This window comes from Leifsonia sp. GW821-FHT13C09 (genome assembly GCF_058806435.1).
This window is the reverse complement of sequence record NZ_JBXAPS010000003.1, coordinates 333,546-353,582: the sequence shown is the minus strand read 5'-3', so window position 1 is coordinate 353,582 and position 20,037 is coordinate 333,546. Positions and strand designations below refer to the sequence as shown.

18 protein-coding genes and 1 tRNA gene are annotated in these 20,037 nt (G+C 70.4%); 14 read left to right on the top strand and 5 right to left on the bottom strand.

The features are described 5' to 3' along the window. Positions 1 to 13 precede the first annotated feature (13 nt). Together folP and AC1ROW_RS13130 are read left to right on the top strand one after the other, a co-directional pair. Positions 14 to 910, top strand: a complete 897-nt coding sequence (gene folP, locus AC1ROW_RS13135; protein ID WP_493019460.1) for a dihydropteroate synthase — start codon at positions 14 to 16, stop codon at positions 908 to 910. Beyond that, positions 903 to 1,658, top strand: coding sequence for a pyrimidine reductase family protein (locus tag AC1ROW_RS13130; RefSeq protein ID WP_493019346.1), 756 nt, complete (start codon positions 903 to 905; stop codon positions 1,656 to 1,658). Before folP ends, AC1ROW_RS13130 begins: the two co-directional genes overlap by 8 nt. Before the next feature lie 84 nt (positions 1,659 to 1,742). Here AC1ROW_RS13130 and AC1ROW_RS13125 read toward each other — a convergent pair whose 3' ends face one another. Genes AC1ROW_RS13125 through AC1ROW_RS13115 form a run of 3 tightly spaced genes read right to left on the bottom strand, consistent with a single transcriptional unit; the run spans position 1,743 to position 5,568 of the window. Then, entirely contained in the window at positions 1,743 to 3,386 is a 1,644-nt protein-coding gene (locus AC1ROW_RS13125; protein WP_493019345.1) for a DNA repair helicase XPB, read from the bottom strand. Between the two features lie 6 nt (positions 3,387 to 3,392). Then, positions 3,393 to 5,255 carry a helicase-associated domain-containing protein gene (locus AC1ROW_RS13120; RefSeq protein ID WP_493019344.1) on the bottom strand — a complete coding sequence of 621 codons (1,863 nt, stop codon included), beginning with the start codon at positions 5,253 to 5,255 and terminating at the stop codon, positions 3,393 to 3,395. A 22-nt stretch (positions 5,256 to 5,277) separates the two neighbouring features. Further along, positions 5,278 to 5,568: a hypothetical protein gene (locus AC1ROW_RS13115; protein WP_493019343.1), complete on the bottom strand. Its 291-nt coding sequence runs from the start codon at positions 5,566 to 5,568 to the stop codon at positions 5,278 to 5,280. Between the two features lie 56 nt (positions 5,569 to 5,624). Between AC1ROW_RS13115 and AC1ROW_RS13110 the strand changes: the two genes are divergently transcribed. Continuing rightward, positions 5,625 to 6,005: a cold-shock protein gene (locus AC1ROW_RS13110; RefSeq protein ID WP_185276707.1), complete on the top strand. Its 381-nt coding sequence runs from the start codon at positions 5,625 to 5,627 to the stop codon at positions 6,003 to 6,005. Beyond that, entirely contained in the window at positions 5,998 to 6,930 is a 933-nt protein-coding gene (locus AC1ROW_RS13105) for a DUF3027 domain-containing protein (RefSeq protein ID WP_493019342.1), read from the top strand. Before AC1ROW_RS13110 ends, AC1ROW_RS13105 begins: the two co-directional genes overlap by 8 nt. Here AC1ROW_RS13105 and AC1ROW_RS13100 read toward each other — a convergent pair. Both AC1ROW_RS13100 and serC read right to left on the bottom strand, forming a co-directional pair. Further along, positions 6,874 to 7,119 carry a DUF2530 domain-containing protein gene (locus AC1ROW_RS13100; protein ID WP_493019341.1) on the bottom strand — a complete coding sequence of 82 codons (246 nt, stop codon included), beginning with the start codon at positions 7,117 to 7,119 and terminating at the stop codon, positions 6,874 to 6,876. The two genes, AC1ROW_RS13105 and AC1ROW_RS13100, sit on opposite strands and share 57 nt — an antisense overlap. 38 nt (positions 7,120 to 7,157) lie before the next feature. Next, positions 7,158 to 8,273: a phosphoserine transaminase gene (serC, locus tag AC1ROW_RS13095; RefSeq protein ID WP_493019340.1), complete on the bottom strand. Its 1,116-nt coding sequence runs from the start codon at positions 8,271 to 8,273 to the stop codon at positions 7,158 to 7,160. 133 nt (positions 8,274 to 8,406) lie between these two features. Between serC and AC1ROW_RS13090 the strand changes: the two genes are divergently transcribed. The 10 genes from AC1ROW_RS13090 (at position 8,407) to AC1ROW_RS13045 (ending at position 19,924) form a co-directional block, all read left to right on the top strand. Further along, positions 8,407 to 9,096, top strand: a complete 690-nt coding sequence (locus tag AC1ROW_RS13090; protein ID WP_493019339.1) for an iron-dependent transcriptional repressor DtxR — start codon at positions 8,407 to 8,409, stop codon at positions 9,094 to 9,096. A gap of 370 nt (positions 9,097 to 9,466) precedes the next feature. Beyond that, a complete protein-coding gene (locus AC1ROW_RS13085; protein WP_493019338.1) occupies positions 9,467 to 10,252 on the top strand; it encodes a C40 family peptidase in 786 nt (261 codons plus the stop codon). A 379-nt stretch (positions 10,253 to 10,631) separates the two neighbouring features. Then, entirely contained in the window at positions 10,632 to 11,129 is a 498-nt protein-coding gene (locus tag AC1ROW_RS13080) for an HNH endonuclease (protein ID WP_493019337.1), read from the top strand. Between the two features lie 34 nt (positions 11,130 to 11,163). After that, positions 11,164 to 11,235 (top strand) — tRNA-Arg (locus AC1ROW_RS13075). 46 nt (positions 11,236 to 11,281) lie between these two features. Beyond that, entirely contained in the window at positions 11,282 to 12,475 is a 1,194-nt protein-coding gene (locus tag AC1ROW_RS13070; protein WP_493019335.1) for an NAD(P)-binding domain-containing protein, read from the top strand. Positions 12,476 to 12,772: 297 nt separating this feature from the next. Continuing rightward, positions 12,773 to 12,862: a K(+)-transporting ATPase subunit F gene (gene kdpF, locus AC1ROW_RS13065; protein WP_175336857.1), complete on the top strand. Its 90-nt coding sequence runs from the start codon at positions 12,773 to 12,775 to the stop codon at positions 12,860 to 12,862. Positions 12,863 to 12,864: 2 nt separating this feature from the next. Then, the gene (kdpA, locus tag AC1ROW_RS13060; protein ID WP_493019334.1) at positions 12,865 to 14,538 is read left to right on the top strand and encodes a potassium-transporting ATPase subunit KdpA; all 1,674 of its coding nucleotides are present in this window, start codon (positions 12,865 to 12,867) and stop codon (positions 14,536 to 14,538) included. Between the two features lie 2 nt (positions 14,539 to 14,540). Continuing rightward, a complete protein-coding gene (gene kdpB / locus AC1ROW_RS13055) occupies positions 14,541 to 16,700 on the top strand; it encodes a potassium-transporting ATPase subunit KdpB (RefSeq protein ID WP_493019333.1) in 2,160 nt (719 codons plus the stop codon). Between the two features lie 20 nt (positions 16,701 to 16,720). Then, entirely contained in the window at positions 16,721 to 17,344 is a 624-nt protein-coding gene (gene kdpC, locus AC1ROW_RS13050; protein WP_493019332.1) for a K(+)-transporting ATPase subunit C, read from the top strand. Between the two features lie 12 nt (positions 17,345 to 17,356). After that, on the top strand, positions 17,357 to 19,924 hold the full coding sequence (locus AC1ROW_RS13045) for a DUF4118 domain-containing protein (protein WP_493019331.1): 2,568 nt from the start codon (positions 17,357 to 17,359) through the stop codon (positions 19,922 to 19,924). Positions 19,925 to 20,037 lie beyond the last annotated feature (113 nt).

Genomic DNA, 20,037 nt, shown 5'->3' with positions numbered 1-20,037 from the left:
GACCGGCGTCGCGATGTATCTGCCCCCGCTCCGCATCCCCGTCCGCACCATCGGCGCGCGCACCTTCGACTTCTCCCGCCGCGTCGCCGTCATGGCCGTGGTGAACCGCACGCCGGACTCCTTCTTCGACCAGGGCCGCACCTTCGCGCTGGACGCCGCGGTCGCCGCGTCCTTCGACGCGGTCGCGGCCGGGGCGGACTGGGTGGACATCGGCGGCGCCCCGTTCGCGCCGGGCGCGCCCATCCCGCCCGACGAGGAGGCCGGCCGGGTCGTGCCGGTCGTCGCCGAGCTGCGGGCCGGGGCCGACGTCGTGATCTCGGTCGACACCTTCAACGCGTCGGTGGCAGCGCGGGCGATCACCGCGGGCGCCACCGTGATCAACGACACCACCGGGCTCAGCGACCCCGACCTCGCCCGGGTCGTCGCCGACAGCGACGCGACCCTGGTGCTCACCCACAGCCTGGCGGCGCCGCGGACGTTCTATGCGCGGCCGGCGTACGACGACATCGCGCGGGAGGTCGCGGACTTCCTGCTCGAGCGGGTCGACCGCGCCGCCGCGGCCGGGGTCCCGGAGGAGCGCATCATCCTCGACCCGGGGCACGACCTCAACAAGAACACCCTCCAGTCGCTGGAGCTCACCCGCCGCCTGACGGAGATCGCCGACCTCGGCTATCCCACGCTCGCCGCGGTGTCGAACAAAGACTTCATCGGCGAGACGCTGGACGCGCCGCGCACGGAGCGCAGGGACGGCTCGATCGCCGCGGCGGTCGTGGCTATCGTCAACGGCGCGCGCATCATCCGGATGCACGACGTGCCGGGCTCGGTGGCCGCGGCGCGGATGACGGAGGCCATCCTGGGGCTGCGCGAGCCGGCGTACCTCAAGCACAACATGGGGGACGTGAATGAGTGAGGTCGCCATCGACCGGGTCGTCCCGCTCCCGGCGGAGGAGGGCATCGGCGACCGGCGGATCGCCGAGCTGTACGCGGAGGGCGCGGGCGATCCCTGGCTGCGCGTGAACTTCGTCTCCAGCATCGACGGCGCCGCGACCCGTCAGGGTCTCTCCGGCGGCCTCTCCGACGACGCCGACCACCGCGTGTTCGACATCCTCCGCCGGCTCTGCGACGTGGTGGTCGTCGGCGCGGGCACCGTGCGCGCGGAGAGCTACGGCGCGATGCGGGTGGACGAGGTCTCGCAGCGGGCGCGGCGCGACGCCGGGATGACCGCGCACCCGGTCTTCGCGATCGTCTCGGCGAGCCTCGACCTGGACCCGGCGAGCCCGATCTTCCGGGACGCGCCCGAGCGGCCGATCATCGTCACGACCGAACTGTCCCGCCGCGACACCCGGGAGGCGCTCGCCGAGGTGGCCGACGTCGTGGTCTGCGGCGCGGAGCGGGTGGAGCCGTCCCGGCTGCTGGCGCGACTGGTGGAGCGCGGCCTGACCCGCATCCACTGCGAGGGCGGCCCGCACCTGTTCGGCGACCTCATCGCCGCCGGGGTCGTGGACGAGCTCTGCTTGACCGTGACCCCGACGCTGGAGGGCGGGGTCGCCTCCCGCATCTCGGCCGGGGCGGCGCCGATCCTCCCGGTGGGGATGCGGCTCGCGCACGTGCTGCAGGCGGGCGACACGCTGCTGTTGCGGTACGTGCGGCGCGCGTAACGGCGCCGGTTCCCACGCGATTCGTGCCGAATGTCGCGAAACGCGACCCCATACACGACATTCGGCCCGAATGTCGGGCGCGGGCTACGCCGCGGCGAGGGCGTGCGCGTCGAGGATGGTGTACGAGTAGCCCTGCTCGGCGAGGAAGCGCTGGCGGTTCTGCGCGAAGTCCTGGTCGACCGTGTCGCGGGAGACCAGCGTGTAGAAGTTGGCCGACAGCCCGGACTGCTTCGGGCGCAGCAGCCGGCCGAGGCGCTGGGCCTCCTCCTGCCGCGACCCGTACGACCCGGACACCTGGATGGCGACCGTCGCCTCCGGGAGGTCGACCGAGAAGTTCGCGACCTTGCTGACCACCAGCACCGGCGTCGTGCCGTCCCGGAACTCCTGGTACAGCCGCTCGCGCTCGTCCACGGGCGTCGCGCCGGTGAGCTGCGGCGCGTCCAGCGCCTCCGCGAGCTCGTCGATCTGGTCGAGGTACTGGCCGATCACCAGGATCCGCTCGCCGGCGTGCCGGTCGACGAGCTGCCGGACCACGTCCAGCTTCGCCGGAGCGGTCGCGGCGAGCCGGTAGCGCTCGTCGTCCGCCGCCGCAGCGTAGCTCAGCCGGTCGGAGGGCGGCAGGTCGATCCGCACCTCGAAGCAGGCGGCGGGGGAGATGAAGCCCTGCGACTCGATCTCCTTCCACGGCGCGTCGAAGCGCTTCGGGCCGATCAGGCTGAACACGTCGCCCTCCCGGCCGTCCTCGCGGACCAGCGTCGCCGTGAGGCCGAGGCGCCGGCGTGCCTGCAGTTCGGCCGTCAGCTTGAACACCGGCGCGGGCAGCAGGTGCACCTCGTCGTAGACGACCAGTCCCCAGTCCAGCGCGTCGAGCAGCGCCAGGTGCGCGTACTCGCCCTTCCGTTTGGCGGTGAGGATCTGGTAGGTCGCGATCGTGACCGGCTTGACCTCCTTGACCTGGCCCGAGTACTCGCCGATCTCCTCCGCGGTGAGGGAGGTGCGCTTGAGCAGCTCGTCCCGCCACTGCCGCGCCGATACGGTGTTGGTCACCAGGATGAGCGTCGTCGTCTTGGCCGTGGCCATCGCGCCGGCGCCGACCAAGGTCTTGCCCGCGCCGCAGGGGAGCACGACGACGCCGGAGCCGCCGTCGAAGAAGTTGCTGACCGCCTTGCGCTGGTAGTCGCGCAGCGCCCAGCCGCTCTCGTCCAGGTCGATCGGGTGCGGCGTTCCCGGGGTGTAGCCGGCGAGGTCCTCCGCCGGCCAGCCGAGCTTGACCAGCTCCTGCTTGAGCTGACCGCGGGCCCAGGCCTCCACGGTGAAGGTCGTCTCGTCGCGGCGCTCGACCAGCAGCGGGGCGATGCGCTTGGCCGTCGCCACCTCCAGCAGCACGGGCCGGTCGGAGGAGCGCAGCAGCAGGGTGCCCTCCTCGTCGCGCTCGATGACCAGCCGGCCGTAGCGGGCGACGGTCTCCGACACGTCCACCGTCACCGTCTGCGGGATCGGGAACTTGGAGTACTTCTCGAGCGTCCCGAGCATGTCCTCGGCGGTGTGCCCGGCCGCGCGGGCGTTCCACAGGCCCAGCCGCGTGATCCGGTAGGTGTGAATGTGCTCGGGCGCGCGCTCCAGCTCGGCGAAGACCGCGAGGTCGTGGCGGGCGTCCTCGGCCGCGGGATGCGCGACTTCGAGGAGAACGGTGCGGTCGCTCTGGACGATCAGGGGGCCATCGGACATGACCGCTCAGTCTACGCTGCGCAGACCCTTGACGCTGGAGAGCGGCAGGGTCCGCTCGATGTCCGCCGCCCGGTCGCGGCCGCGTAACCGCCCTCCGCCGATGCCGGTCGGCTCCAGGAGGTAGTCGACCAGCCGGCCGTCCGGCATCGCGACCTGCACCACCACCGTCTGCCGCGCGCGCACGGCCTGGTCGAGCTGGCGGGCGAGCCACTGCTCGCCGGTGTCGGCCTCCGTGGCGTCCGCCTCGCGCAGCCGGGCGACCAGCTCGGCCGCGGGATCGCGGGTCGCAGCGGGGGCGGTCCGCTCCGCGACCCTCCGGCGCTGCGGGGTGACGAGCGCACCCGAGGCGTCCTCGGCGACCACCGGGTAGCGCGCGTCGCTGAGCGCCCAGTAGACGACGTCCCGCGGGAACCGGCTCACCAGCGTCCGCTCGTCGGCGCGCAGCAGCCGCAGCGACGACAGGGACTGGTCGACCGCGATCGTGCCGAGCAGGGTCGCGTCGTCGGAGCGCACCACCGCCCGGCCCTCCGCCCCCGCCTCGGCGTCGCGCACCCGCACCCGGCCGTGGCGCTCGACGGCGTCGGCGATCAGGTAGTCGAGCGGCTGCGGCACCCCGGTGAGGGAGACGGCCGCGAGGAAGTCGTGGATGCTCGCGGCAGTCTCGCCCGCGGTCACCGCGCGGTCGACGGAGGCCGCGGAGAACCGGAAGGTGGAGGCCAGCGCCCTGCTCTCCAGGTCCGCCATCGTGCGCAGCCGGGCCTCCACGTCCGGCGCCAAGGGGCCGGGGGAGATGACGGTCAGGTCGTGCTGCAGGTAGACCTGGGAGACCTCGGCGGGGAAGCGCGCGACCATCGCGGCTGCCGCCTCGGCAGGGCCGGACTCCAGGAGCAGTGCGCCCGCGGAGCCCGGGGAGCGGCCGGCGGTGATGCCGAGCCACTCCGCCTCACCCACGTGCTGCTCGACGCGCTGCTCGGTCTCGGCGACCGCCGCCGGGTACAGCCAGGCGAGGTGGACGCGCAGAGGCTCGCCCCACGGCGACCGGCTGCGCGCCGCGAAGAGCGGGCGGAGGTCGCCGGGCAGGCCGTCGAGCCACGCGCCGGCCAGGGCGCGCCAGCGGTCCGCCGTCGTGGCGTGCTGCCAGGCGGCGGCCTCCGCGGTCGGCAACCAGAGCCCGTCCGCGACGGCGGCCAGCCCGGCCCGCGCGGCGACGGAGAGCGCGACGGGGACGATGGCGGCGTCCACGGCCAGCGCGTCCGCGAGACGCTTGACGGCCGGGAGGGCGAGGCCGCCCTTCTGGAGTTCGCGCGCGCCCTCCCTGCCGAGCTCGGTCAGCAGCTCGGAGACGCCGGCGACGGCCTCGAAGGCGCGCTCGGCGGCGAGCCGGTCGGACGCGGCCAGCTCGTCGGACGTCAGCGGCTGCGGGACGGCGGGAGGGGCGGTGTCCAGCAGGGCCGCCGGGCGGGGGAGGCCGAGCGCCGGCCAGGCGGAGAGCCGTGCGGTGACGGCGTCGTAGGCGGCGGCGCCGTCTTCGGTGGGGTGCAGCAGGGCGACGGCGGCGAGAGCTGCCACGTCCGTGCGGACGGTGTCCACGGTGGCTCCGGAGGTGGCCGGGTGCTCGCCGAGCCGGGCGGCGATCCACTCGATGGTCCGGGCGCCGCCCGCCTCGCCCAGCATCGCCAGTGTGGCGAGCCGCGGACGGTCGAGCGGCGCGAGCGCCCGCTGCACGGACTCCGGGTCGAGCAGTGCCTCGGCCAGGTCGAAGAAGTCGGACACTCCGGCGCGGCGCACCGGGCGGACCCGCAGCAGCGCCGCGAGCTCGTCGTCGGGCAGCGCGCGGAGCAGCGCCGCCAAGGCGAGCGTCGTCGTCATCGCGCCGGTCCGGAAGGGGAGGTCAGCGTCGGTCCTTCGGCCCGGCCGCGGCCTTCGCCGCTCTGCTGCGCTGCCGGCCGGTGACGATGATGAGCGTGATCAGCAGCACGAACGCGATCGGCAGCGCGATCAGCGGCAAGAGGAAGACCGCGGGCCACAGCCCCTGACCCGAGCCCTGCTGCGGCATCCCGCCGAGCGCGGACCCCACCAGGATGGCTGCGATGCACGCCAGCGACACGACGACCAGCGCCGCCACGATGTATGAGAGGACGCGCTGGAGGCGGGATGCGGGCGGCGGGGTCTGCGAAGTCACGAAATCAAGGATAATTGAGGTTGGTCATTCGATCCCCCATGTGAAGTGAGGTTCCCATGCCGACCGGCAAGGTCAAGTTCTACGACGAGGAGAAGGGCTTCGGCTTCATCGCAACCGATGACGGCCAGGAGGTCTTCCTGCACGCCTCTGCGCTGCCCGCCGGCGCGGTGGTGAAAGCCGGTTCGCGCCTCGAGTTCGGCATCGCGGACGGCAAGCGCGGCGCGCAGGCCCTCTCGGTGCGTGTGCTGGAGGCCCCGCCCAGCCTGGTGAAGATGAAGCGCAAGTCGGCCGACGACATGGCGATCATCGTCGAGGACCTCGTGAAGCTGCTCGACGGCATCGGCGCCAACCTGCGCCGCGGCAAGTACCCGGACAAGGCGCACGGCGCCAAGATCGCGGCGGTGCTGCGCCGGGTTGCGGACGACCTGGATGCCTGAGGACCCGAGCACGGAGGGGCCGGGCACCGTCGAGTCGGGCGCCGAGGAGTCCACGACGCAGGACGAATTGGTCGAGATCGACGAGTCGATCGAGGTCGGATCGGATGACGCCGAGCCCACGGACGTCGAAGCCGGCGAGGCGGAGGCGCAGGCGCCCGAGCCCGTCGCTGTCGAACTGAGCGAGGCCGAGGTAGCCGACCTGCTGGCCGCGCTCCCGCTCGCCCGGGCCGCGCTCGCCGAGATCACCCCGGAGAGCACGATCGGCGAGCCCCTCGGGCACGTCGTCGAGCCCGGCGGCGTCGTGTCGCTGCTGTTCGCCGCCGCGCTCGCGGGCTACCCGGGCTGGCACTGGACGGTCACCATCGGTCGGGCCGACGGCGACGCCGAGCCGACCGTGCTGGAGGCCGAGCTGATGCCCGGCGAGGACGCCCTCCTCGCGCCCGACTGGGTGCCGTGGTCGGAGCGCCTCGCGGAGTACCAGGCCGCCCAGGAGGCGCTCGCGGCCGAGGCGGCAGGAGCCGAGGGCGAGGACGCCCACGCGGAGGACGACGCCGACGACTACGAGGACGAGGACGAGTACGACGAGGAGTCCGAGGACTCCGAGACCGACGACGACTCGGACGACGACCGCGACGTCCACGACCTCCTCGCCGACGACGACCTCGACGGCGTCGACATCGACTCCGTCGACGTGGCGTTCGACGAGGACACCGACGTCGACACGGAGCTCGACCTCGCGACCGAGGAGGCGGCGGCGCTCGCGGACGACAGCGCTGAGGTTGACGAGGCCGAGACCGATGACGACGAGGAAACCGACGACGAGGAAGCCGACGACGAGGAAGCCGACGACGCCGAGCCCGTCAGCGGCTCACCGGCGCCGGCGGGCGCGGGTGACGCTGAGGTAGGCGAAGCCGAGCAGTCCTAGCGCGATCCCGACGACGACCGTCCAGATCCACCAGCCGCCGCCCGCGGCGGCGATGGGTCCGGCGAGGATGAGCGTCGGGATCAGCGCGAGCACCCAGAGCCCGATGCCGACGAGCACGGCCCGGCGGTCGTCCGTCGGCACGGGTACCGGGTCGGGGCGGCGTTCGTCGTCGCGCAGCCACAGTCGCACGATCCGCCCGTCCTTTCTTCTCCGGTCTTGCGCCCCGCTCAGCCCAGGCGCTCGACCACGTATTCGACGCAGCCGATCAGCGCGCGCACGTCGTCCGGCTCGATGGCCGTGAACGTCGCGACGCGGAGCTGGTTGCGGCCCAGCTTGCGGTAGGGCTCGGTGTCGACGACGCCGTTCGCGCGGAGGGCCTTGGCGACCGCGGCCGCGTCGATCCGGTCGTCGAAGTCGATCGTGACGACCACCTGGGAGCGGTGCGCAGGGTCGGCGACGAACGGCGTCGCGTACTCGACGCCCTCGGCCCACGTGTAGAGCGCGCTGGACGACTCCTTCGTGCGCGCGTCGGCCCACGCGAGGCCGCCGTTGCCGTTCATCCATTCGAGCTGGTTCTCCAGCAGCACGAGCGTCGCGACGGCCGGGGTGTTCAGAGTCTGGTTGAGGCGCGAGTTGTCGATCGCGTTCTTGATGCTGAGGAACTCCGGGATGTAGCGGTCGCTCGCGGCGACCCGCTCGACCCGCTCGATCGCCGCGGGGGAGAACAGCGCGAACCAGAGGCCGCCATCGGAGGCGAAGTTCTTCTGCGGCGCGAAGTAGTAGACGTCGGCCTCGGTGACGTCGAAGTCGGCGCCTCCCGCCGCGCTGGTCGCGTCGATCACGGTCAGCGCTCCGGCGTCGCCGTGCACGCGCTTCACCGGCGCCATCACGCCCGTGGAGGTCTCGTTGTGCGTCCAGGCGTAGACGTCCACGCCCTCCACCGCCTCGGCCTCCGCCCGGGAGCCCGCCGGGGCCTCGATGACGTGGGGGGCCTGCAGCCACGGGGTCTTCGCCGCCTTGGCGAACTTGCCGCCGAACTCGCCGAAGACCAGGTTCTGGCTGCGCTCCTGGATGAGGGAGAACGCCGCGGCGTCCCAGAACGCGCTGGAGCCGCCGTTGCCGAGGACGACCTCGTAGCCCTCCGGCAGGCGGAAGAGCTCGCCGAGGCCCGAGCGGACCCGGCCGACCAGATCCTTCACCGGAGCCTGCCGGTGGGAGGTGCCGAGCAGCTCCGCGCCGGGCCCGGCCAGGTACGCGACCTGCTCCGGGCGGACCTTGGACGGCCCGCAGCCGAATCGTCCGTCGGCGGGCAGGAGGTCGGTGGGAATGGTCACGTCCGGCATAACTGAAGTGTATTGGCTGTTGAACGGTGCGGCGGGCCCTATGACGCCTGACGACGGGGAGCCGTCACCTCGCCGTCGCCTGCAGCAAGTAGGCTCGTATCCGCATATCCGCGCGCCCGCACGGGAGGGGCCCATGACCGACCTGATCGACACGACAGAGATGTACCTCCGCACCATCCTGGAGCTGGAGGAGGACAACATCGTCCCGCTGCGTGCGCGCATCTCCGAGCGTCTCGGCCACTCGGGCCCGACCGTCTCGCAGACCGTCGGCCGGATGGAGCGCGACGGGCTCGTCGTCGTCTCCGGCGACCGCCACCTGGAGCTCACCGACGACGGCCGCCGCAAGGCCGTGCACGTCATGCGCAAGCACCGCCTGGCCGAGCGCCTGCTCAGCGACGTCATCGAGCTGGAGTGGGAGTACGTGCACGAGGAGGCGTGCCGCTGGGAGCACGTCATGAGCGAGCAGGTCGAGCGCAAGCTGATCACCATGCTCGGCCACCCCACCGAGTCGCCTTACGGCAACCCCATTCCGGGCCTGGGGGAGCTGGGCGCGCCTGACGCGGCCTCCACCGAGAACCTGGTCAACCTCGTCGATGCCGTGCGAGGCGGCGATTCGGAGGTGACTGCCAGGATCCGCCGGCTGGGTGAGCCGGCGCAGGTCGACCCCGAGCTGCTCCTGCAGCTCAAGCAGGCCGGCGTCTTTCCCGGCTCGACCGGCACTTTCGCTGCTGCCGGGTCGTACGTCACCGTGCAGATCGACGGCTTCGAATCCGGCCTGGAACTCCCGAACGAGCTCGCGGCGCACATCTTCGTGGATGCCTGAACTCCGTTACCGATTCGTTAAAAAAGGCATTAAACAATGTGACAAACGGCCGGTGGTCCCGTAGTCTCTAACGAGTCCGAACGGGCCAGAAGCCGGCCCATCAGGACCCCGACCGGGACGTTCCAACCCCCCTGAGACCCGTCTCCTGGTCGGTGAAGCCGAATGCCGATCGCATCGGACGGGGGCAGCTCCCTAGTGCTGCCGGAGCGCAGGAGGTTGCACTTTGGCACACTCTGGTACGCCCGATCCTGCCCAGGACCGGACTCCTCAGGACCCGGAAAACACCGCTTCGACGTCGTCGTCGACGTCCACGTCCGGGTCGCATCTCGTCTCCAGGCGGTCGCTCCGCTCGGCGAAAGCGCCGGTCCCAGTGGCCCAGCGGGCCGCCGCGACGGCGCCCGCCCCTGCCGCGAAGGATTCCGGCAAGCCCGCCGCGAAGCGCAAGGGCGGCTGGATCCTCAACGTCGGTGTCATCACCGTGGCGACCGGCATCATCGCGACGATGTCGCTGCCGGCGTTCGCGTTCAACCCGAACGGCGCGGATTCGGCGTCCTTCGGCCCGAGCGCGTCCGACAGCATGAAGAAGGCGCAGGCGCAGTCCGTCGCCGTCGGCCAGGGCGTCACCGCCTCCGCCGTCAGCCGCGACGCCGCCACCGCGACCAGCCAGCAGCAGCTCGACGCGGCGAAGGCCGCGGCCGCCGCCACCGCAGCCGCCGAGGCCGCCCGCCAGCGGGCCGCGGTGTCCCTCGCCAACTACGCCACCAGCTACTCCGGCCCGTCGGTCTCCGACTTCCTGGCCAACCCGCCCTACCCGAGCTTCAGCCTGGCGCAGGTGTTCTCTGTGGCGAAGCAGTACATCGGGACCCCGTACGTGTACGGCGGCTCGACCCCCGCCGGCTTCGACTGCTCCGGCTACGTGATGTACGTCTACGCCCAGTTCGGCATCTCCCTCCCGCACTCGGTGTCGGGGGAGGCCGCGCGCGGCAAGAAGATCTCGATCGCGGACGCCCAGCCCGGCGACCTGATCGTGATGCCGGGCCACATCGGCTTCTACGCCGGCAACGGCAACATCATGGACGCGCCGGACACGGGCCGGTCCATCTCCATCCGCCCGATCTGGACCAGCGACTACTACGTCGTCCGGCTCGGTATCTGACAGCCGAACCCGCGGTGAACACTGCGGGGCACGCACCAGCGATGGCGCGCCACGAATAGGTGGCGCGCCATTTCTGCGTTACTCTGTTGCCCTGGCGCAACGCCAGGCAGCCGTGCAGATCGGAGCATCCGATGGCCGAGTCGACCACCGTGCGGTCACAGAGGGTGACCACCGGGGTGGGTCGCGGCCTCCGAGCCGAGCGCGAGCTGCTGCCGCGCCACCGCGACTTCCTCGCCTGCCGCCACCATGTCGAGGCCTGCCACCGCCACCATGTGGTGTGCCGCCACCATGCCGCCGTCTTCCAGGGCGCTGTCCGTTCGGACAGTGCCCTTTTTGTTTCCCCGGTTCCCATTCACCCCGCGGACCCGAAAGGACGCAGATGAAGACACTGGTCCTCAACGCCGGCTACGAGCCTCTCGCGGTCGTCTCCTTCAAACGCGCCATCGTGCTGGTGATGAATCAGAAGGCCACAGTCCTCGCGAGCGACACCGACCACCCGGTCTGGAGCATCTCTGGCCGCTACGACCGCCCGTCGGTGATCCTGCTCACCCGCTACGTGCGCATCCCGCACGGCCGGGCGGTGCCGGTCTCCCGGCGCGGCGTCTTGCGCCGCGACGGCCACCGCTGCGGTTACTGCGGCAAGACGGCGACGACGATCGACCACGTCCTCCCGCGTTCTCGCGGCGGCGCGGACAGCTGGGAGAACCTGGTCGCCTGCTGCCTGCGCTGCAACAACGTCAAAGGCGACCGCACCCCGGCCGAGATGGGCTGGACGCTGAAGCTCACCCCCCGCGCCCCGCACGACAGCTCGTGGGTCGTCCGCGGTGTGGAAGGCGGCCAGGCGGACTGGCAGGACTACCTGGGGGTGGCGGCCTGACGCCGGCGCGCCCTCCGGTAGTCTGGAAGGACTGGCCTCTGTAGCTCAATGGAAGAGCTGCTCCGTCCTAAGGAGAAGGTTGGGGGTTCGAGTCCCTCCAGGGGCACTCTTACCGGTCGCCCCTGCCCGCGTCGCGGCTCTATCATCTGGGCATGTCCGCCATCGTGATAGGCGCAGGGCAGGCCGGTCTCTCCGTCAGCCATGAACTGGAGGCGCTGGGCGTCGAACATGTCGTGGTCGAGCGGGCGAAGCCCGGTCAAGCGTGGCGGGATCGGTGGGACAGCTTCACCCTTGTCACACCGAATTGGACGTTGGCGCTGCCCGGGAGCCCGTATTCCGGATCCGAGCCGGAAGGCCACGTGCCTCGCGACGCAATCGTGGGCTACCTCGAGGATTACGCACGCTCCGTGCGGTCGCCGATCGTGGAGGGTGTCGACGTCACCCGGTTGAGAGTCGACGGCAGCGGCCTGCGCGCTGAAACCGACGCGGGAGACCTGGTGGCTGATGCGGTCGTCGTGTGCACAGGCTCGTTCGCCAGACAGCATCGCCCGTCCGTCCTCGCTGCCGTGCCCGAACCCCTGATCCTGTCTTCGAGCGAGTACCGGAATCCGGATCAGATCCCGGCGGGGAAGGTCGTTGTCGTCGGCAGCGGCCAGACCGGGTGCCAGATCGCCGAAGAGCTGATCCGTTCGGGCCGGGAGGTGGTGCTCGCGTGCGGGCGAGCGCCGTGGGCACCGCGGCGTCTCGACGACACCGACATCATCACGTGGCTCGATCGGACGACGTTCTTCGATGCGACAGTGGCGAGCCTGCCGTCCCCCGCGGCCAGGTTCCTCGCCAACCCGCAGCTCACCGGAGCCGGGGGTGGGCACGACGTGGGATTCCGGACACTTCAGGCGCTCGGCATCGTGCTCGCCGGCCACGTCGCCGGCTGCGACGGGACACGGATCGGTTTCGTCGATGACGTGGCGGACTCGGTCGCCTTCGCTGACGAATGGTGGGCCGGCATGCGTGCCATCCTGCACGCGCAGCTTCCCGCCAAGGGCTTCGGTGTCCCCGACCTGCCCGTTCCGCCTCCCTTCCGGTCCGAACCGGTGGACGAGGTGAGTCTGCGGGACGTCGGGGCGGTCGTGCTGGCAGCCGGATTCCGGCCCGACTACAGCTGGATCGACGGTGAGGTCTGCGACGAGCTCGGCTTCCCCGTGACGCTGGACGGCGCGAGCCTCGCGATGCCCGGGCTGTACTTCTGCGGGGTCCACTTCATGCGGTCTCGACGGTCGGCCTTGTTGTTCGGAGTGGGGCGGGACGCCGCGATCGTGGCGCAGAGGGTCGCACACGCCGCGTAGCCACTACGCCGGGACTCGAGGGGGTCCCGGATTCCGCCGCTGAGGTCATTCCGGGGGGGAAAGCGTTAGGACTTCCGCGCCAGCCGTATGGATCGCGTTAAGACGCCGTTCCGGGCGGTCTCCGTCCACTTGTATGGGTCATTGGTCCGGCAGAGCGCCGGACCCCCGCGTTCCCGCCGACTGGCCGGGACGCGGAAACCCGGATGGAGACATTCCCGTGTTGGACCTGATTTGCGTCGTGGGGATCATCGCGCTCGGCGCGATCGTCGCCCTGGTGGGCCGAGGGGTGGAGAAGCTGTGATCTTCTTCAACCTGCTCGCGGCGGCACTGGCCGTCGCCTCCCTCGCGTACCTGGTGTACGCCCTGCTGAAGCCGGAGAAGTTCTAGAGATGACGGCCTGGCTTTTCGTGGCGTTGCTCGCCACGCTCGTCCTCATGCTCGCCATCGTTTATCGCCCTCTCGGCGACTACATGGCGGCGACGTTCACGACGAGGAAGGATCTGACAGTCGAGCGCGGCTTCTACCGGCTCATCGGGGTCGACTCGCGCGTGGAACAGAGTTGGCCGGTCTACCTGCGGAGCGTCGTGGCGTTCTCCGTGCTCGGGGTGCTGCTGCTCTATGTGCTCCAGCGCACTCAGGCGGTGCTGCCCTACGCTCTCGGCTTGCCGCCGGTTCCGGAGGGGCTGTCGTTCAACACGGCCATCTCCTTCGTGACGAACACGAACTGGCAGTCGTACGCGCCAGAGACGACCGTGGGCTACACGGTCCAGATGGCGGGCCTGGTGGTGCAGAACTTCCTGTCCGCGGCCGTCGGCCTCGCCATCGCGATCACTCTGGTGCGCGGTTTCGCCGCCCACCGCTCAGGAACGATCGGCAACTTCTGGGTGGACATCACCCGGGCGACGCTCCGTATCCTGCTGCCGCTCTCGATCGTCTTCGCCGTCGTCCTCATCGTGGGCGGTGTGATCCAGAACTTCAACGGATTCCCCAGCGTGCACACCCTCACCGGGGGCACGGCGACGATCCCCGGCGGTCCGGTCGCCTCGCAGGAGGCGATCAAGCTCCTGGGCAACAACGGCGGCGGGTTCTTCAACGTGAACTCCGCTCACCCGTTCGAGAACCCCACGGCGTGGACGAACCTGGTCGAGATCTTCCTGATGCTGCTGATCCCGTTCTCGCTGCCTCGCACCTTCGGGAAGATGGTCGGCGACAACCGCCAGGGTTACGCGATCCTGGGCGCGATGGCGACGATCTTCATCATCTCGGTGGTCGCCATGACCCTGTTCGAACTGCAGGGCGCCGGAACCGCCACGCAAGCGGCGGGCGGCGCGCTCGAGGGCAAGGAGCAGCGCTTCGGAATCCTCAGCACGACCCTGTTCGGCACGACGAGCACACTGACGTCGACCGGCGCTGTCGACTCCATGCACGACAGCTTCACGCCGCTCGGCGGGATGATGGCGATGCTGAACATGATGACCGGCGAGGTCGCTCCCGGTGGTATCGGCGCCGGCCTCTACGGCATCCTCATGGTCGCGGTCATCTCCGTCTTCCTCGCCGGACTGATGGTCGGGCGCACCCCGGAGTACCTCGGGAAGAAGATCGGCTCGCGGGAGATCAAGCTCGCCAGCCTCTACATCCTGATGACACCGACCCTGGTGCTGCTGGGCACGGGCCTGAGCTTCGCCATCCCGGCGATCAAGGACAACATCGAGAAGGTCTCGATCCTCAACCCGGGCCAGCACGGCTTCTCGGAGGTCCTCTACGCGTTCACGTCGGCGGCCAACAACAACGGTTCCGCGTTCGCAGGCCTCACAGCGAACACGCCGTGGCTGAACGCCGCGCTCGGCACCACGATGTTCCTCGGCCGGTTCCTGCCGATCGTGTTCGTCCTGGCGCTGGCCGGGTCCCTCGCGGCACAGGACAAAGTCCCGGCGACCTCGGGCACGCTGCCCACGCACCGGCCGCTGTTCGTCACGTTCGTCGTCGGCGTCGTCATCATCGTCGCCGCACTCACCTACTTCCCCGTTCTCGCGCTGGGTCCCCTGGCGGAAGGGCTGCACTGATCATGTCGACACTCACCAACACCGCGGACCCGCGCGGGCAGCACCACCAGGACCACGGCGGGAGGGCACCGCAGGGCGCGTTCAACGCCCGGCAGCTGATCGCCGGCCTCCCCGGTGCGTTCCGCAAGCTCGATCCCCGCGACATGTGGCACAACCCGGTCATGTTCATCGTGGAGATCGGTGCGGCCCTCACCACGATCCTGGCGATCGCGGAGCCGTTCCTCGGCAAGCAGACGTCCGGAGGCAGCGTCACGACGAACGCCTTCACCTGGGCGATCGCGGTCTGGCTGTGGCTGACCGTGCTGTTCGCCACTCTGGCCGAGTCGGTGGCAGAGGGGCGCGGCAAGGCGCAGGCGGCCAGCCTGCGCAAGACCCGCACGACCACTGTGGCGAACCTGGTCAGCGGCTACGACGAGAAGAACGACGCCGCCGCGACCGCTGCCGCGGTCACGCAGGTCGCCTCGGCCGATCTCACCCTCGGCGATGTCGTCATCGTCACAGCCGGCGAGCTCATCCCCGGCGACGGCGACATCATCTGGGGGATCGCCTCGGTCGACGAGTCGGCCATCACGGGTGAGTCCGCGCCGGTGGTCCGGGAGTCCGGAGGCGACCGCAGCGCCGTCACCGGAGGCACCCGGGTGCTCTCCGACCGCATTGTGGTGCGCATCACCAGCAAGCCCGGCGAGACCTTCGTCGACCGGATGATCAAGCTCGTCGAGGGCGCGGCCCGGCAGAAGACGCCGAACGAGATCGCCCTGAACATCCTGCTGGCCGCGCTGACGATCATCTTCGTCGTCGTCGTGCTCGTGCTCGGACCCACCGCGGGGTTCGCGAACGCCGCGCCGAGCGTCACCGTCCTGGTCGCCCTGCTGGTGTGTCTCATCCCGACCACGATCGGCGCCCTGCTCTCCGCGATCGGCATCGCCGGCATGGACCGGCTGGTGCAGCACAACGTCCTCGCGATGTCCGGCCGTGCGGTCGAGGCGGCCGGCGACGTGACGACACTGCTGCTGGACAAGACCGGCACCATCACTTACGGCAACCGGCAGGCCGCGGAGTTCACCGCGGTGGCGGGCGTGCAGCAGGCCGACCTGGTGAAAGCCGCCGCGCTGGCATCCTTGAGCGACCCGACGCCCGAGGGCTCCTCGGTGGTGGCCCTCGCCTCGGAGCTCGGCTACACGCACGAAGGAGAGCTGGACGGTGAGGTCGTGCCGTTCACGGCGCAGACCCGGATGAGCGGCGTCGACTTCGCCGACGGCTCGCAGGTCCGCAAGGGCGCTGCGTCGATGGTGGTGGCGTGGGCGCAGGAGTCGGCACCTGTGCCGTCCTCGATACTCAGCGATCTGGACGAGAAGGTGCTGCACATCTCGGAGGCCGGCGGAACGCCGCTCGCCGTCGCGACCAAGTCGGCGTCCGGTGAGGCCACCATCCTCGGTGTCATCTATCTGAAGGACATCGTCAAGACCGGCCTGACCGAGCGGTTCGCCGACATGCGCCGGATGGGGATCCGCACGGTGATGATCACCGGCGACAACCCGGTCACCGCCAAGGCGATCGCGGCAGAGGCCGGCGTCGACGACTTCTTGGCGGAGGCGACACCGGAGGACAAGCTCGCCCTGATCCGCAAGGAGCAGCAGGGCGGCAACCTGGTCGCGATGACCGGCGACGGCACCAACGACGCGCCCGCGCTCGCGCAGGCCGACGTGGGCGTGGCGATGAACACGGGCACGTCGGCGGCGAAGGAGGCCGGCAACATGGTCGACCTCGACTCGGACCCGACCAAGCTGATCGACATCGTCCGCATCGGCAAGCAGCTCCTGATCACCCGTGGCGCGCTCACCACGTTCTCGATCGCGAACGACGTGGCCAAGTACTTCGCGATCATCCCCGCGATGTTCGTCGGGGTGTTCCCCGGCCTGCAGGCGATCAACATCATGCAGCTGCACTCGCCGTCCTCGGCGATCCTGTCGGCGGTGATCTTCAACGCGATCATCATCGTGATCCTTATCCCGCTCGCGCTGCGCGGTGTCCGCTACCGAGCCACCTCGGCCTCGTTGCTGCTGCGCAGCAACCTGCTGATCTACGGCCTCGGCGGAATCATCGCCCCCTTCATCGGGATCAAACTCATCGATCTCGCGATCAGCCTGATCCCCGGATTCTAGAAACCAGAACGGAACTCATCATGAATGCTTCGGCACGTGGAACAGGGCGCCAGTACTGGGTCGGCCTGCGGGCGCTGCTCATCATCACCGTGGTGGTGGGGATCGCCTACCCCCTGCTCATCACGGGGATCGGACAGCTCGCCTTCCCCGGTCAGGCCAACGGATCGACCGTCAGCTCGAGCGGCACCGTCGTCGGGTCGGCTCTGATCGGGCAGTCCTTCACGGACAAGAAGGGCAACCCGCTTCCGCAGTGGTTCCAGTCCCGCCCGTCGGCGGCCGGCAACGGCTATGACGCAGGCGCGTCCAGCGGCAGCAACTACGGCCCGAACAACCCCGACCTGCTGAAGGCGGTGCAGCAGCGCACGCAGACCATCGAGAAGACCGACGGCGTGAGCGCGAGCCGGATCCCGGCCGACGCGGTCACGGCCTCCGGGTCCGGCCTGGACCCCCACATCTCGCCCGCCTACGCTCTGCTCCAGGTGGACGCGGTGGCGAGGGCGCGCGGGATCAGCGCCGACTCGGTTCGCAAACTGGTGAACGACCACGTTCAGCAGCGCGACCTCGGCTATCTCGGCGAGCCCACTGTCAACGTGCTGCAGCTGAACATCGCCCTGGCGGCGATGGACCCCAGCGGCAACAAGTAGAAGAACAGACGGATGGCGGTTCGCGGCCGGCTCCGGGTGCTGCTCGGCGCAGCACCCGGGGTCGGCAAGACCTACCTGATGCTCGAGGAAGGGCATCGCCTGCACGATCTGGGCAAGGACGTCGTCGTCGCCGTGGTGGAGACCCACGAACGCGAGGCGACGGCCGCGCTGCTGGACGGCCTGGAGGTGGTTCCGCGCCGCACGGTGGAGCATCGCGGCATCACCCTGACCGAGATGGACCTGGACGCCGTCATCGCGCGCAAGCCGGCCCTCGCCCTGGTCGACGAGCTTGCGCACACCAACGCCCCCGGCTCGGCGAACGCGAAACGGTGGCAGGACGTCGAGCAGATCCTCGCCGCGGGGATCGACGTGATCTCGACGGTGAACGTCCAGCACATCGAATCGCTCAACGATGTGGTGGAGCAGATCACCGGCGTCCCGCAACGCGAGACGATCCCGGACTCCATCGTCCGCAGCGCCGACCAGATCGAGGTCGTCGACCTCACCCCGCAGTCCCTGCGCGACCGCCTCGCCGAGGGCCAGGTGTACCCGGCGGCCCGCATCGACGCGGCGCTCTCGAATTACTTCCGCCTGGGCAACCTCACGGCGCTGCGTGAGCTGACGCTGGTCTGGCTGGCGGACGAGGTCGACCAGGCGCTCCAGCGGTACCGCGCCGAGCACGGCATCCAGGAGAAGTGGGAGGCGCGGGAGCGCGTCGTCGTCGCCCTCACCGGCGGCCCGGAGGGCGAGACCCTCCTCCGCCGCGGCGCGCGCGTGGCGGCGCGATCGGGGAGCGGCGAGTTGCTGGCGGTGCATGTCGCCAACCAGGACGGCCTGCGGGAGACCGACCCGGCCGCCCTGGCCGCGCAGCGGAAACTGGTCGAAGAACTCGGCGGAACCTACCACCAGGTCGTCGGCACCGACATCCCTGAGGCGTTGGTCGCGTTCGCCCGGGCGAGCAACGCGACGCAGCTGGTCATCGGGGTCTCCCGGCGCAACCGGCTCACCGCCTTCCTCACCGGGTCGGGGGTCGGCTCGACGGTGATCCGTGAGTCCGGCGACATCGACGTGCACATCGTCTCCCACGCCGCCGCAGGAGGCCGGAACCTCCCGCGTTTCGGCCGCGCGGGAGCGTTGAGCGTCCGGCGGCGCGTCTACGGGTTCGCGCTGGCATTGATCGCCGGGCCCCTGCTGACCTTGGCGCTGCTGCCGATCCGCAGTCCCGACTCCCTCACCGCGGAGACGCTGAGTTACCAGCTGCTGGTCGTCGTGGTCGCCCTGGTCGGTGGCATCTGGCCGGCCCTGTTCGCCGCCGTGCTGTCCGGCCTCACTCTCGACTTCGTCTTCGTCACCCCCTACAACACGCTGACGATCGGCCAGCCGACCCACCTGCTCGCACTCGCCCTGTACATCGTCATCGCCGCGCTTGTGAGTGTCGTCGTCGATCAATCGGCGCGCCGCACGCGCAGCGCTGCGCGCGCGGCCGCCGAATCCGAACTGCTGGTGACGATCGCCGGCAACGTCATCCGCGGCGGAGACGCCGTTCAATCCCTCGTGTCCCGCACCCGTGAAGCCTTCGGGCTCGCGGCCGTGCGGTTCACCGCCGACGACGGGGCCGTGCACAACGTCGACGGGGACATCCCGGTGGACGCCGTCCCCACCCGCGTCCCCGTCGGTGAGCGCGGGACGCTGGAGCTGTTCGGCGACGACCTCCAGGCCGGCGACCGCCGCCTGCTCTCGGTCATCGTGACCCAGCTCGACGCCGCACTGGAACACGCCGACCTCAGCAACGCGGCGCAGGAGGTCGGACCGCTGGAGGCCACCGACCGCGTCCGCACCGCACTGCTCGCAGCCGTCGGCCACGACCTGCGCCGTCCGCTGGCGGCGGCGACGGCCGCGGTGACGAGCCTGCGAACTGCCGGCAGCCGGCTCTCCAGCCCGGACAAGGCGGAGCTCCTGGACACGGCAGAGGTCAGCCTGCGTAACCTCGCCGACCTGCTGACCAACCTCCTCGACGTCAGCCGTGTGCAGGCCGGCGTTCTGGCGGTCTCCTTGCAGCCGGTCGACCTCGAGGATCTGTTGCCGCCGGTCCTCGACGAACTGTCGGTCCGGCCCGGCGAGGTCACGATCGACATGCCGGAGGACCTGCCGTCGGTCACCGCCGATCCCGTCCTGCTGCGGCGCGCCATCGTCAACCTGCTCAGCAATGCGCTGCGCTATTCACCCGTCGGGCAGCCGCCCCGTCTCAGCGCGAGCACGTTCGGCGGACAGGTCGAAGTCCGCGTCGCCGATCACGGCCCCGGCGTGCCGGATGACCGCAAGGAGGAGATCTTCCACCCGTTCCAGCGGATGGGGGACACGGACAACAACGCGGGCATCGGGCTCGGACTCGCGCTGACGAAAGGATTCGTCGAAGGGATGGGCGGAACGCTCGTCGCGGATGACACTCCCGCGGGCGGCCTCACCATGGTCCTCGCCCTTCCGGTCGACCAGGAGAACCTGGTGCACCGCGCCCGGAGTCGGGTCGACGACGGTCCTGCCGGCGACGGTTCTGCCGCCGAACCCGCGAAGGGCGCGTGACGATGAAACCCGATCCCGATCCCGATGTCTCTCCGCCCGCACCCAGCTGGAATTAACCTAAGCGAAACTTCCTCATAATCAGCCGTGTCCCCTGTTCGGGGCATCATGGGTGC